This is a genomic window from Variovorax sp. OK212 (genome assembly GCF_900112425.1).
In the GTDB taxonomy this organism is placed as follows: domain Bacteria; phylum Pseudomonadota; class Gammaproteobacteria; order Burkholderiales; family Burkholderiaceae_C; genus Variovorax.
The window spans coordinates 401,406-413,741 of record NZ_FOLP01000001.1 but is presented as its reverse complement, the minus strand read 5'-3'; the positions used below and the strand labels follow the sequence as shown (position 1 = coordinate 413,741).

Sequence of the window (12,336 nt, the reverse complement as noted above, 5' to 3'; positions counted from 1 at the left end):
CGCGAAAGAAGCTTCAAAAAGAAAAAGGCGGCCGAGGCCGCCTTTTCAGCTCCTGGAGGCAGAACAATCAGGCGTTGTCCCAGCTGTAGGTCGCGCCGTAGCCGTCCCACGCCTCCATCACGATGCGCTGGCCCGCGGCCACCGCCAGCGATTCGCCCGGTGCCAGCACCAGGTCTTCGCTGGGGTTGGCGAGCGTGGCATCGGGCGTGATCCACACCCGGCCCTGCTTCACGCGCAGCACGCTGGCCGACCGCGCCTTCAGGCTCATCGCCTCGCCGGGCGCAATCTGCCAGGCGCCACGGCGAACGGCCGGCGGAACGGCAGCGGTGCGGGTGGAAGCGGACAGGGGCGAGAGCGATTCGGTGGTGCAGACGGCGGTGGACATGATGAAACTCCTTGGGCTTTGCCGAAGCGCGGCCGGTCAGACAGAGACGGGGCAATAGCGCAGTTCGGGAATGAATGATCGTTTCTCAGGCGCCGGGGGTCCAATGAAAACGAGGTAGGCTACTGATGCGATCTGCGCATCAATCGATTTCTGCACCGGCCGCCTCCCAAAGTCATATCCATGCAACATTCGCAAACCCATCTGCGCTCCCGCCCGATCTCGGCCGGCCACCTGAGGGCCTTCGAGGCCGTGGCGCGGCACCTGAACTTCCGTGCCGCCGCGGAGGAAATGGCCCTGACGCAGTCGGCCGTGAGCCGCCAGATCCAGTCGCTGGAAGAAGAAGTGGGCGTGGGGTTGTTCCTGCGCCACACGCGGGCGGTGGAGCTCACCAGCGCCGGGGCGCTGCTGCTGCTGGCGGTGCAGCAGTCGCTGCCGCGCATCGACACGGCGGTGCGGCAGATCCGCCAGAGCGCGGGGCGCCAGAGCGTGTCGCTGACCACGTTCGCCTCGTTCGCGTCGATGTGGCTCATTCCGCGGCTGGAGGCCTTCCAGCGCGACAACCCCGAGATCGACATCCGCATCGACGCCAGCGACGTGGCGGTCGACCTGGAAGTGGCCGACGTGGACATCGCCCTGCGCTACGGCCCGCGCGAGACCATGTCGGCCGGCGCCCTGCGCCTGTTCGGCGAGACGCTGACGCCGGTGGCCAGCCCCTGGCTGCTGAAGAGCAACCCGCCCATCAAGACGCCCGCCGACATCACCCGCTTCACGCTGATCGAGGCCGGCGACGCGCACCGCACGCACCTGGAATGGCTGACCTGGCGGCGCTGGTTCGAGGTGAACGGGCTGGAGCGGGCGCAGCCCAAGCGCTGGCTCTATTTCAACTACGCCTACCAGATGGTGCAGGCCGCCCTCACCGGCCAGGGCGTGACGCTGGCGCGCAGCTCGTTGATTGCCGAGAGCCTGGCCAACGGCGACCTGGTCGAGGTGCTGCCGCAGCACCGCATGGATTCACCAATGGCCTACTGGCTCATTGCCGGGCCGCGCAGCGCGCTGCGCCCCGAAATCAGGGCTTTCTGCGACTGGCTGCAGCTGCAGGCCGCGACCACGCGCGAGACCATCGGCGAGGTGCCGGACCCGGACACGGTCGACAACCTCGACTGAGCGGGGCTGGCCCGGTCGAGCCACGCCTGGCCAGACCAGGCCGGGACACGTCAGCTCAGCTCAGCTCGTCGGCCAGACCACGCCGTTGTCGTTGAGGATGGCGTCCAGCGGCAGGTCGTGCGCCTCGGGGTCGAAGTCTTCCAGGAAGCCGTGTGTGAAGCCCAGCCCCACCGTGAACGGCCGCGGCTCCAGCGCCGCCAGCGTGCGGTCGTAGAAACCGCCGCCGTAGCCCAGCCGGTAGCCGCCCGCGCTGTAGCCCACGCAGGGCACGAACAGCAGGGTCGGCACGATCAGCTCGGTGTCCTTGGGCTTGGGAATGCCGTAGGCGTCTTCTTCCATCTGGCAGCCCGGGTACCAGGCATGGAAGGTCAGCGTCTTGTGAACTTTGTCGATCACCGGCAGTCCGATGCGGCGACGCTGCGACTCTTCCATGAGTTCGCCGTCTTCCTTCCAGCGGTGCAGTGCCGGCAACGGATCGAACTCGCCCTTGATCGGCCAGTAGGCGCCGATCACGGTGTCGGGCCGCCCGACCAGCCAGATCCGCATCACGCGCTGCAACAGGTCCGCGCGTGTCAGCCGATCAGGCATCGCCAGGCGTTGTTCGATCAATGCCTTGCGCAGCTGATCCTTCAGAAAACTCGCCGTCGCCGAGGTGTCGGCACCCTTTGACTTGTCCATAATCCCCCGATGCAGTTCCCAAGCATTTTGGCACCCCAGCGGCCCAGCCACCGCGCCCATCGGCGCAACGCAGCACCCGCACTGGTTTTTTCCACGGTCCTGGCCCTCGCCGCGTTGTTCTCGCAACAACCCGCCGCCGCCCAGAGCAACACCAACGACGACGTGCTGGTCCAGATGAAACAGGCCTTCCAGCGCGGCGACAAGGCCCGCCTCGCGGCCCTGTTGCCGCAGGCCCGCGGCCATGCCCTGGAACCTTGGGCCGCCTACTGGGAACTCAAGGCACGCCTGCAGGAAGCCGCCCCCAGCGAAGTGCAGGATTTCTTCGCGCGCTACCCCGGCACCTACCAGGAAGACCGGCTGCGCAACGACTGGCTGCTGCTCACGGGCCAGCGCCGCGACTGGGACAACTTCTCCGCCGCCGTGGCCGGCTTCCGCATGGGCGACGACGCACAGGTGCGCTGCTACGCCGTGCTGGCCGACACGCTGCGCACCGGCACCGCCACGCAGGCCCAGGCCGACGACGTGCGCCGCGACTGGCTCAGCCAGAAGGAAGCCGACGACGGCTGCCTCACCGCCGCCGACCGCATGGTGGCCGCGCGCCTGCTCTCGCCGAACGACGCCTGGAAGAAGGCGCGCCTGGCCATGGAGGCCAACCGCCCGCAGGCCGCGCGCGGCGCCATCACCATTGCCGCGCCCGACGCATTGCCGCTGTTCGAGGAGCTCAACGCCAGTTCGGCCAAGTTCCTGACCGGGCGCGCCTTCGTGGCCGCCAAGTCGCGCAAGGAACTGGTGGTGCTCGCGCTCATCAAGGTCGCCATTGCCGACCCCGAGCAGGCCGCCTCGCAGCTCGACAGCAAGTGGGGCCCGATGCTTTCGGCCGAAGAGCGCAACTGGCTGTGGGGCACCATCGGCCGCGCCGCCGCGCTCAAGCTGTGGCCGCAGGCCGGCACGTACTTCGGCAACGTCACCAAGAACGCCGACCTGTCCGACGACATGCTCGGCTGGCGCGTGCGCACCGCGCTGCGCGCAGGCCAGTGGAAAGAGGTGGCCCCCGCCATCAACGCCATGAGCGAGACCGCCCAGCTCGACCCGACCTGGGTCTACTGGAAGGCCCGCGCGCTCGCCACCGAGCGCAGCGAAGAGCGCCGCACCCAGGCGCGCGACCTGTACCAGAGCATTGCCGGCTCGCGCGGCTTCTACGAAATGCTGGCGCTCGAGGAGCTCGGCCAGCGCACCGTGGCCGCCACCCGCCCCGCACCGCTCACGCCCGAGGAAAAGGCCGCCGCGCGCGCCAACCCGGCGCTGGCCCGGGGCCTGTACGCCATCGCCATCGGCCTGCGCTCCGAAGGCACGCGCGAGTGGAACTACGCCACCAACCTGCACGACAAGGGCGGCATGGACGACCGCGCGCTGCTGGCCGCGGCCGACTTCGCCTGCCAGCGCGAGGTGTGGGACCGCTGCATCAACACCAGCGAGCGCACCAAGGGCGTGGTCGACGTCGAGCAGCGCTTCCCCATGCCGTTCCACGACACGGTGCTGCGCAAGGCGCAGGACATCGGCCTGGACCCGGCCTACGTGTACGGCCTGATCCGCCAGGAAAGCCGCTTCATCATGGACGCGCGCTCCGGCGTCGGCGCCTCGGGCCTCATGCAGGTCATGCCCGCCACCGCGCGCTGGACGGCCCGCAAGATCGGCCTGAGCGACTTCACGCCCGGCCAAATCAACGACCGCGAGACCAACATCACCATCGGCACCAACTACCTGAAGCTCGCGCTCGACGACTTCGACGGGTCGATGGCGCTGGCCGCCGCCGCCTACAACGCGGGCCCCGGCCGCCCGCGCAGCTGGCGCAACGGACCGGTCGTCGAGGCCGCCATCTGGGCCGAGAACGTGCCGTTCAACGAGACGCGCGACTACGTGAAGAAGGTGCTGGCCAACACCACCAACTACGCCGCCATCATCAGCGGCCGGCCGCAATCGCTCAAGGAGCGCCTGGGCCGCGTGGGCCCGCGCGACGCGGCCGAACCGGAACCGAACAAGGACCTGCCCTGAACTGAGGCACCCCGATGAGCTGGCGCGACGAGGTCCTGGACACCATCGCCTCCGAGTTCTCGGACGTGACCGACGTCGCGCAGCTCACGCGCATCGTGCTGCGCCTCACGCTGGCCGGTGCGCTGGGCTTCGTGCTCGGCTTCGAGCGCGAGCAGGCGGGCAAGGCGGCCGGCGTGCGCACGCACATGCTGGTGGCCATCGGCTCGGCGATGTTCGTGCTCATTCCGCAGCAGACCGGCATCGTGCCGGCCGACATGAGCCGCGTGATCCAGGGGCTGGTGGCGGGCGTGGGCTTCCTGTGCGCGGGCACCATCCTCAAGCAGGGCAAGGACGAGACCCAGGTGCAGGGCCTGACCACGGCCGCGGGCCTGTGGATGACCGCCGCGATCGGCATGGCCTGCGGGCTCGGACGCGAGGCCACGGCGCTGCTGAGCGCCCTGCTGGCGCTGGCCGTGCTGGCGCTGGTGCCGCGCCTCGTGGGCCTGGTCGAGCGCGTGGCCGGCCCGCCGAAAAACGGCGACGGCGCGCAGGACGCCAAGCCCCGCGTGATCGCCTCGCCGGACGACACGCGCGGGCGCTGAGCCCGTCCCCGCCGCGCAGCCGGCGCGCCTCCATTCAGGGCGCATCAATCCGGCGCGCGTTCGGCATCAATGCCCGCGCGACGCGCGGCTAGCATCGAATGCTTTTTTGAACCGCAACGGACCGGAGACCCCTCTCATGCGCAAGCTCTACATCGGCAACAAGAACTACTCGTCGTGGTCCATGCGTCCCTGGGTGCTGATGAAGCAGGCCGGCATTCCCTTCGAGGAAGTGATGGTGCGCTTCGACTCCTTCGAGGCCGACTCGAAATTCAAGAACGCCATTGCCGCGCTCAACCCCGTGGCCAAGGTGCCGGTGCTGGCCGACGGCGAGCTCGTGGTGTGGGACACGCTGGCCATCGCCGAGTACCTGGCCGAGACCTTCCCCGAGAAGCAGCTCTGGCCCCAGGCCGCGGCCGACCGCGCACGCGCGCGCAGCGTCTGCGCCGAGATGCACTCGGGCTTCGGCGGCCTGCGCGGCCATTGCGGGATGAACATCGAGGCCTCGCTGCCCGGCGTGGGCGCGCGGCTGATGAAGGAGCAACCCGAGGTCGCGAGCGACCTCGCGCGCATCGTGCAGATGTGGAGCGGCCTGCTCGAGGCGCACGGCGGCCCGATGCTGTTCGGCGAATTCACCATCGCCGACGCCTACTTCGCGCCCATCGGCACGCGCATCGGCACCTACGGGCTGCCGGTGCCGGCGAACATCGCCGCCTACATCGGGCGCGTGCAGGCGCTGCCGGGCGTCAAGGCCTGGATCGACGAGGCGCTGGCGGAGAAAGACTTCCTGCAGTTCGAAGAGCCCTACCGCACGGGGCGCTAAGGTCTTCGAGGCAGGTTCAGGCGCAAGCCAAGGCGCCGGTACCGGTCAGAACCGGTAGGTGGCCGACACGTAGGTGACGATCGGGTTGAGCTTCAGGCTGGCTTCGCTCGTGGCCACGGGCAGGCCGGTGACCGAGGTGGTCGTCAGCTTGGCCTTGGTCTTCAGCGGGATGTACGACACCGAGAACGACAGGCCCCAGTGCTTGTCGAGCTGGTAGGCCACGCCGAGGTTGATCACCGGCGCGAACGAGCTGTCGAGCTTGGCCGTGGTGTTCACGGCGAACGGCGACTGGTGGAACTGGCTGGCCAGCGCGCCCTGCAGGTTCGAGGTCAGCTTGACGTCGCTGTACCAGACATAGGTGGCGCCCACGCCGACGTAAGGACGAAAGGCCGAGGTGCCTTCGTTGAAGTAGTACTTGCCCAGGATGGTCGGGCTCCACTGGCGGGCTTCGCCGAGCTGGCCGACGCGGCCCAGCGTGCCGGTGCCGTTGAGCTTGAACTTGGGCGGCACGCCGAACACGCCTTCCACGGCCCAGTGACTGTCCAGGAAGTACATGGCGCTCAGGCCCAGGGTGTCGGAGTCGCTCACGCTCGCGCCGGAGCCGGGAAGCACGGCCGGAATGGGCGAGGTCACGGTCAGCGGCTTGCTCGAGTCCTGCGGTGACAGATGGAACCACCCTGCGCCCACGACCCAGTCGCCGGCCTGTTGCGCCATGGCGCTTCCGGACGCCAGGGCGCCCAGAGCCGCCAGCGCAATCATTGTTTTCTTCATGATGTGAATTGCTCCTTTGGTTGAAAGATCCCTCTGCGGATACGAACTTCGGCTTATGGCTGCCGCTGAAAATCGCTCGTTCGACGAACGATTGCCCGGTCTGCGCGGGGGATTATCGAACGACCGTTCTTTTTTGGAAGTGAGGAGTATCCCTACACTGCACTCATGAACATTTTTCTCGTCGGCGGTGCACTCCGCGACCACTTGCTGGGGCGCCCGGTGTCCGACCACGACTGGCTGGTGGTGGGCGCCACGCCCGAGGAAATGGTGCGCCGCGGCTACCTGCCCGTGGGGCGCGACTTTCCGGTGTTCCTGCATCCTCGGACCCGCGAGGAATACGCGCTGGCCCGCACCGAACGCAAGAGCGCGCCGGGCTACCGCGGCTTCACCGTGCATGCCTCTCCCGACGTCACGCTCGAGCAGGACCTGGCCCGCCGCGACCTGACCGTCAACGCCATTGCGCTGCCGGCCGAACGGGTGAGCGCCGACGGCCGCTTCGACCCCACGCCCGAGGCCCTGTGCGACCCCTTTCACGGCCAGCGCGACCTGCGCGACAAGGTGCTGCGCCACGTGACCGACGCCTTCCGCGAAGACCCGGTGCGCATCCTGCGCGTGGCACGCTTCGCCGCCCGCTTCGACGACTTCACCGTCGCCCCCGAGACCCTGGCGCTGATGCGCGAGATGGTGGCGGCCGGCGAGGCTGACGCGCTGGTGGCCGAGCGCGTGTGGCAGGAGCTCTCGCGCGGCCTCATGGAAACGCGCCCCTCGCGCATGTTCGACGTGCTGCGCGCGTGCGGCGCGCTGGCCGTGCTGCTGCCCGAAGTCGACCGGCTCTGGGGCGTGCCGCAGCGCGCCGAGCACCACCCCGAGATCGACGCCGGCGTGCACCTGATGATGGTGCTCGACACCAGCGCGCGGCTGGCGGCTTCGCTGGCCGTGCGCTTCGCCTGCCTGATGCACGACCTCGGCAAGGGCACCACGCCGGCCGACGTGCTGCCGCGCCATCCCGATCACGAGCAGCGCAGCGTGGCGTTGCTGCAGCAGGTGTGCGAGCGCTGGCGCGTGCCGGTGGACGTTCGCGAGCTGGCCGAAGTGGTGGCGCGCGAGCACGGCCACATCCACGGCAGCGGTGCGCTCGACGCCGTCGGGCTGGTGCGCCTGCTGGAGCGCTGCGACGCCTTTCGCAAGCCCGCGCGCTTCGCCGAGGTGCTGCTGGCCTGCGAGTGCGACTCGCGCGGCCGCCTCGGCTTCGAGCACACGCCCTACCCGCAGCGCCCCCGCCTGCTCGCCGTGCTGGCCGCCGCGACGGGCGTGGCCACCGACGTGGTGGCACGCGCCGCCCAGCAGGCCGGCGCCACCGGGCCGAAGATCGGCGAGGCGATCCACCGGGCGCGCGTCGATGCCGTGGCCGCCATGGGCGCCATGGGCGCCGTGAGCGCCGTGGGCGCCATACGCGCACCGTGACCACGGCGAGCATGGCCACGGCCACCGCGCCGCTGCTGTTCATCTCGCCCGACGACCGGCCGGTGACCTCGGTGGTCCCGGTCGTCGCCATCGGCAGCTGCGCGCGCGTTCAAGCCGGTGAGCGCGCCCGCGCTGCTGCGGGCGCGGGCGCAAGCCCTGCCAAGGGTTTCGCTCGCCTGACGACCCCGCCGACCCGCTGAGGGGTCAAGGGGCCAAGGGGTCGGAGGGCAGATTGGGCTTTGGCCGACACGCGCCGCCGGCAGCGCGTGTTAAGGTTTTTACCAATGCCAAAGTCCACCAGCAACATGCAGTTGCCTCCTCCGTTGGGCCGGGATGCAGCCCTCTTTCTCGACTTCGACGGCACCCTCGTCGGGCTTGCGCCCACGCCGGAAGCCATCGAGATTCCCCCTGCCCTCGTCTCCCTGTTGAGCGACCTGAGCGACCAGCTCGGCGGCGCGCTCGCGGTGGTCTCCGGCCGCCAGATCGACTCGATCGACCGCTTCCTGGCGCCGCTGCGCCTGCCCGCGGCCGGCGAGCACGGCGTGCAGCGCCGCGACGCCACGGGCCACACGCAGGAGCAGCGCGCGCCCGACCTCGCGCCGATCCTGGAGATCGCCAACGAACTCGCGCGCGTGCACGAAGGCCTGCTGGTCGAGCGCAAGCACGCCGCCATCGCGCTGCACTACCGGCTCGCGCCGCAGCTCGAGGCCGTGTGCCAGGACGCCATGTCGCGCGCCATCGCCAACAACCCGCAGCTCGAGCTCATGCACGGCAAGTTCGTGTTCGAGGTGAAGCCCGCGGGCGTCAACAAGGGCATTGCCATCGACGCCTTCATGACCGAGGCGCCGTTCGCGGGCCGCACCCCGGTCTTCCTGGGCGACGACACCACCGACGAAAGCGGCTTTTCCGTGGTGCAGCCGCGCGGCGGCATCGCCGTGAAGGTGGGCTCGGGGCCCAGCCTGGCGCTGCACCGGCTCGAGTCGCCGCGCGCCGTGTACGAATGGCTGGTGCAGGCGCGCGACCTGCTCGCCGCGCCGAAGGCCGAAGCCGCGAACACCAAGGCAGACGCCGACGCCCCCCAAGAATCCCCCAGGAGCCCCGAATGAGCGAACAACAACTGGCGACGGCCCCTGAAGACCGCGCCGGGCAAGCGCTGGCAGGCTCCGCCGGCCCTGGCGAGCGCGCGCCGGCCGACCTGCAGGCCGCCGCGGCCCCGGGCCCGCGCGGCTTCGCGCCGCCGGCCGAGCCCTCGCTCAACGTCGGCGTGATCGGCAACTGCGCGTACACCGCGCTCATCGACGCGCGCGGCCGCGCCGTGTGGTGCTGCCTGCCGCGCTTCGACGGCGACCCGGTGTTCAACGCCCTGCTGCATCCCGGCGAAGACGCCGGCGCCTGGGCCATCGAGATCGAGGATTTCGCCGAGGCCAAGCAGTGGTACGAGCCGAACACGGCGGTGCTGCGCACGCAGCTGTTCGACAGCGCGGGCCAGGGCATCGAGATCACCGACTTCGCGCCGCGCTTCTACAGCCGCTCGCGCTACTTCCGCCCGCTGATGATGGTGCGCCGCGTGCGCCCCATTGCCGGCGCGCCGCGCATCCGCGTGTCGCTCGACCCGCGCTTCCAGTGGGGCGCCTCGGCGCCGGTGGAAGTCACGCGCGGCAGCAACCACATCCGCTACGTGGGCCCCGACGTGACGCTGCGGCTGAACACCGACGCGTCGATCTCGCACATCCTCTCGCGCCAGCCCTTCGTGCTCTCGCGCGAGTACAACTTCATGTTCGGCGTGGACGAGACGCTGACCGAAGGCATTGCCGACACGGCGCGCAAGTTCGAGCAGGAGACCATCTCCTACTGGCGCACCTGGAGCAAGCGCCTGGCCATTCCCTTCGAGTACCAGGACGCCGTGATCCGCGCGGCCATCACGCTGAAGCTCTCGCTGTACGAGGATACCGGCGCCATCGTCGCGGCCATGACCACCAGCATTCCGGAAGCGCCGGGCAGCCAGCGCAACTGGGACTACCGCTACTGCTGGCTGCGCGACGCCTTCTTCGTGGTGCGCGCGCTCAACTCGCTGAGCGAGGTGGGCACCATGGAAGACTATTTGCGCTGGCTCGGCAACGTGGTGATCGGCTCGCACGGCGAGCACATCCAGCCGCTGTACGGCATCGGACTGGAGCGCGAGCTGCCCGAGTCCTTCGTGGACGGCCTGCCGGGCTACCGCGGCATGGGCCCGGTGCGCGTGGGCAACCAGGCGCAGGAGCACTTCCAGCACGACGTGTACGGCAACATCGTGCTGGGCGCGGCGCAGGCCTTCCATGACCACCGGCTGCTCAGCCGCGCGGGGCTGGCGGAGTTTCCGCACCTCGAGGCGGTGGGCGAGCAGGCGGTGCGCGTCTACGGCACGCCCGACGCCGGCATGTGGGAGCTGCGCACGCGCGCCCGCGTGCACACCAGCTCGGCGTTGATGAGCTGGGCCGCCTGCGACCGGCTCGCCAAGATCGCGCGCCGGCTGGAGCTGCCCGATCGCGCGGCCTACTGGCACGGCCACGCCGCGCGCATGAAGGAAGAGATCCTGGCCAAGTCGTGGTGCGAGGAGCGCCAGGCCTTCGCCGAGAGCTTCGGCGGCCACGAGCTCGACGCCAGCATCCTGCTGATGGTCGAGGTGGGGCTGATCGACGCGCGCGACCCGCGCTTCATCTCCACCGTCGACGCCATGGAGAAGTCGCTGTGCGACGGACCGTACATGCGCCGCTACGAGGCCGCCGACGACTTCGGCAAGCCCGAGACGGCCTTCAACATCTGCACCTTCTGGCGCATCGACGCGCTCGCCAAGATCGGCCGCAAGGCCGAGGCGCGCCAGATCTTCGAGACCATGCTCGCGGCGCGCAACCCGCTGGGCCTGCTGTCGGAAGACACGCACCCGGTCACGGGCGAGATGTGGGGCAACTTTCCGCAGACCTATTCGATGGTCGGCATCATCAACGCGGCCGTGCGCCTGTCCGCTCCCTGGGATTCGTGCATATGAGTCGTCTCGTCGTCATTTCCAACCGCGTGGCCGATCCGCGCAAGCCGGCCGCCGGCGGCCTGGCCGTGGCGCTGGGCGAGTCGCTGCAGCAAAGCGGCGGCCTGTGGTTCGGCTGGAGCGGCCAGGTCATCGAGGGCGGCCCGACCGGCGAAGGCGAGCTGCACAAGCAGCAGGCCGGCAAGGTCACGCTGGCCACCATCGACCTGAGCCGCGATGACCACGACAGCTACTACCTGGGCTACAGCAACGACGTGCTGTGGCCGGTGTTCCACAACCGCCTGGACCTGGCGCATTTCGACGCCGGCTTCATCGGGGGCTACCGGCGCGTGAACCAGCTGTTCGCGCGCAAGCTGCTGCCGCTGCTGAAGGAAGACGACATCATCTGGGTGCACGACTACCACCTGATCCCGCTGGCGGCCGAGCTGCGCGCCATGGGCTGCAGGCAGCGCATCGGCTTCTTCCTGCACATTCCGCTGCCGCCGCAGATCATCACCGCGGCCATTCCGCAGCACGAGTGGCTCATGCGCTCGCTGTTCGCCTACGACCTCATCGGCTTCCAGGCGCAGCAGGACGTGCAGCACTTCGAGCACTACGTGCGCAACGAGGCGCGCGGCGAGTACCTGGGCGACGACATGTACCGCGCCTACGGCCAGACGGTGCGCTGCAGCGCCTTCCCCATCGGCATCGACGTGGACGAGTTCCTGGCGCTCACGCACGCCAAGGAAGCGCGCGACATGTACGAGACCATGAAGCGCGAGTATTCGCAGCGCAGGCTGCTGCTGGGCATCGACCGGCTGGACTACTCAAAGGGCATTCCGCAGCGCGTGCGCGCCTTTCGCGAACTGCTGGCGCACTACCCCGAGAACCGGCGCAGCGCCACGCTGATCCAGATCGCCTCGCCCACGCGCGAGACGGTCGACGCCTATGCCGACATCCGGCGCGAACTCGAGTCGCTGTGCGGCGCCATCAACGGCGACTACGGCGAGCTCGACTGGATGCCCGTGCGCTACATCCACCGCATGGTGGCGCGCAAGCGCGTGCCGGGCCTGTGCCGCGCCGCGGCCGTGGGGCTGGTGACGCCGCTGCGCGACGGCATGAACCTGGTGGCCAAGGAATACATCGCGGCGCAGGACCCGGCCGACCCCGGCGTGCTGGTGCTCTCACGCTTCGCCGGCGCGGCCGAGCAGCTGAAGGAGGCGCTGCTGGTGAACCCGTACGACACGCACGGCACCGCGGAAACAGTGCAGCAGGCGCTGCAGATGCCGCTGGAAGAGCGCCGCGAGCGGCACCAGAAATTGCTGTCGCGCATTCGCGAGCAGGACATCCATTGGTGGCGCAGCAGCTTCCTGGATGCGTTGCGGGCCTCGCCCAGCGTGCGCTGAGGCTTTCGTTCGGC

At 69.5% G+C, this 12,336-nt stretch carries 12 protein-coding genes; 9 read left to right on the top strand and 3 right to left on the bottom strand.

The window, feature by feature from the left end; all coding sequences use genetic code 11:
* Positions 1 to 67: 67 nt before the first annotated feature.
* Positions 68 to 385, bottom strand: coding sequence for a DUF2917 domain-containing protein (locus BM004_RS01830; protein WP_093125907.1), 318 nt, complete (start codon positions 383 to 385; stop codon positions 68 to 70).
* Between the two features lie 180 nt (positions 386 to 565).
* Between BM004_RS01830 and BM004_RS01825 the strand changes: the two genes are divergently transcribed.
* Positions 566 to 1,549: a LysR substrate-binding domain-containing protein gene (locus tag BM004_RS01825; RefSeq protein ID WP_093125910.1), complete on the top strand. Its 984-nt coding sequence runs from the start codon at positions 566 to 568 to the stop codon at positions 1,547 to 1,549.
* A 60-nt stretch (positions 1,550 to 1,609) separates the two neighbouring features.
* Here the strand turns inward: BM004_RS01825 and BM004_RS01820 are convergent, their stop codons facing one another.
* Complete coding sequence (locus BM004_RS01820; RefSeq protein ID WP_093125913.1) at positions 1,610 to 2,227, bottom strand: 5-formyltetrahydrofolate cyclo-ligase; 618 nt, start codon at positions 2,225 to 2,227, stop codon at positions 1,610 to 1,612.
* 9 nt (positions 2,228 to 2,236) lie between these two features.
* On the opposite strand from BM004_RS01820, the gene BM004_RS01815 reads away from it, so the two are divergent.
* The 3 genes from BM004_RS01815 (at position 2,237) to BM004_RS01805 (ending at position 5,680) form a co-directional block, all read left to right on the top strand.
* The gene (locus BM004_RS01815) at positions 2,237 to 4,279 is read left to right on the top strand and encodes a lytic transglycosylase domain-containing protein (protein WP_093210929.1); all 2,043 of its coding nucleotides are present in this window, start codon (positions 2,237 to 2,239) and stop codon (positions 4,277 to 4,279) included.
* A 14-nt stretch (positions 4,280 to 4,293) separates the two neighbouring features.
* Positions 4,294 to 4,860, top strand: a complete 567-nt coding sequence (locus BM004_RS01810) for an MgtC/SapB family protein (protein WP_093125918.1) — start codon at positions 4,294 to 4,296, stop codon at positions 4,858 to 4,860.
* Positions 4,861 to 4,996: 136 nt separating this feature from the next.
* A complete protein-coding gene (locus BM004_RS01805; protein ID WP_093210927.1) occupies positions 4,997 to 5,680 on the top strand; it encodes a glutathione S-transferase family protein in 684 nt (227 codons plus the stop codon).
* Between the two features lie 45 nt (positions 5,681 to 5,725).
* Here the strand turns inward: BM004_RS01805 and BM004_RS01800 are convergent, their stop codons facing one another.
* Entirely contained in the window at positions 5,726 to 6,451 is a 726-nt protein-coding gene (locus BM004_RS01800; protein ID WP_093125922.1) for an OmpW/AlkL family protein, read from the bottom strand.
* Between the two features lie 165 nt (positions 6,452 to 6,616).
* Here BM004_RS01800 and BM004_RS01795 point away from each other — a divergent pair, with 165 nt between their 5' ends.
* From BM004_RS01795 to otsA, 5 genes are all read left to right on the top strand, one after another.
* Positions 6,617 to 7,915, top strand: coding sequence for a multifunctional CCA addition/repair protein (locus tag BM004_RS01795; protein ID WP_093210925.1), 1,299 nt, complete (start codon positions 6,617 to 6,619; stop codon positions 7,913 to 7,915).
* 11 nt (positions 7,916 to 7,926) lie between these two features.
* On the top strand, positions 7,927 to 8,115 hold the full coding sequence (locus BM004_RS41330; RefSeq protein WP_177206316.1) for a hypothetical protein: 189 nt from the start codon (positions 7,927 to 7,929) through the stop codon (positions 8,113 to 8,115).
* Between the two features lie 84 nt (positions 8,116 to 8,199).
* Complete coding sequence (otsB, locus tag BM004_RS01790) at positions 8,200 to 9,021, top strand: trehalose-phosphatase (protein ID WP_256219751.1); 822 nt, start codon at positions 8,200 to 8,202, stop codon at positions 9,019 to 9,021.
* On the top strand, positions 9,018 to 10,940 hold the full coding sequence (locus tag BM004_RS01785; RefSeq protein WP_093125929.1) for a glycoside hydrolase family 15 protein: 1,923 nt from the start codon (positions 9,018 to 9,020) through the stop codon (positions 10,938 to 10,940). The genes otsB and BM004_RS01785 overlap by 4 nt, the downstream gene beginning before the upstream one ends.
* Complete coding sequence (gene otsA, locus BM004_RS01780; RefSeq protein WP_093210923.1) at positions 10,937 to 12,322, top strand: alpha,alpha-trehalose-phosphate synthase (UDP-forming); 1,386 nt, start codon at positions 10,937 to 10,939, stop codon at positions 12,320 to 12,322. Before BM004_RS01785 ends, otsA begins: the two co-directional genes overlap by 4 nt.
* The last annotated feature ends 14 nt before the right edge of the window (positions 12,323 to 12,336 follow it).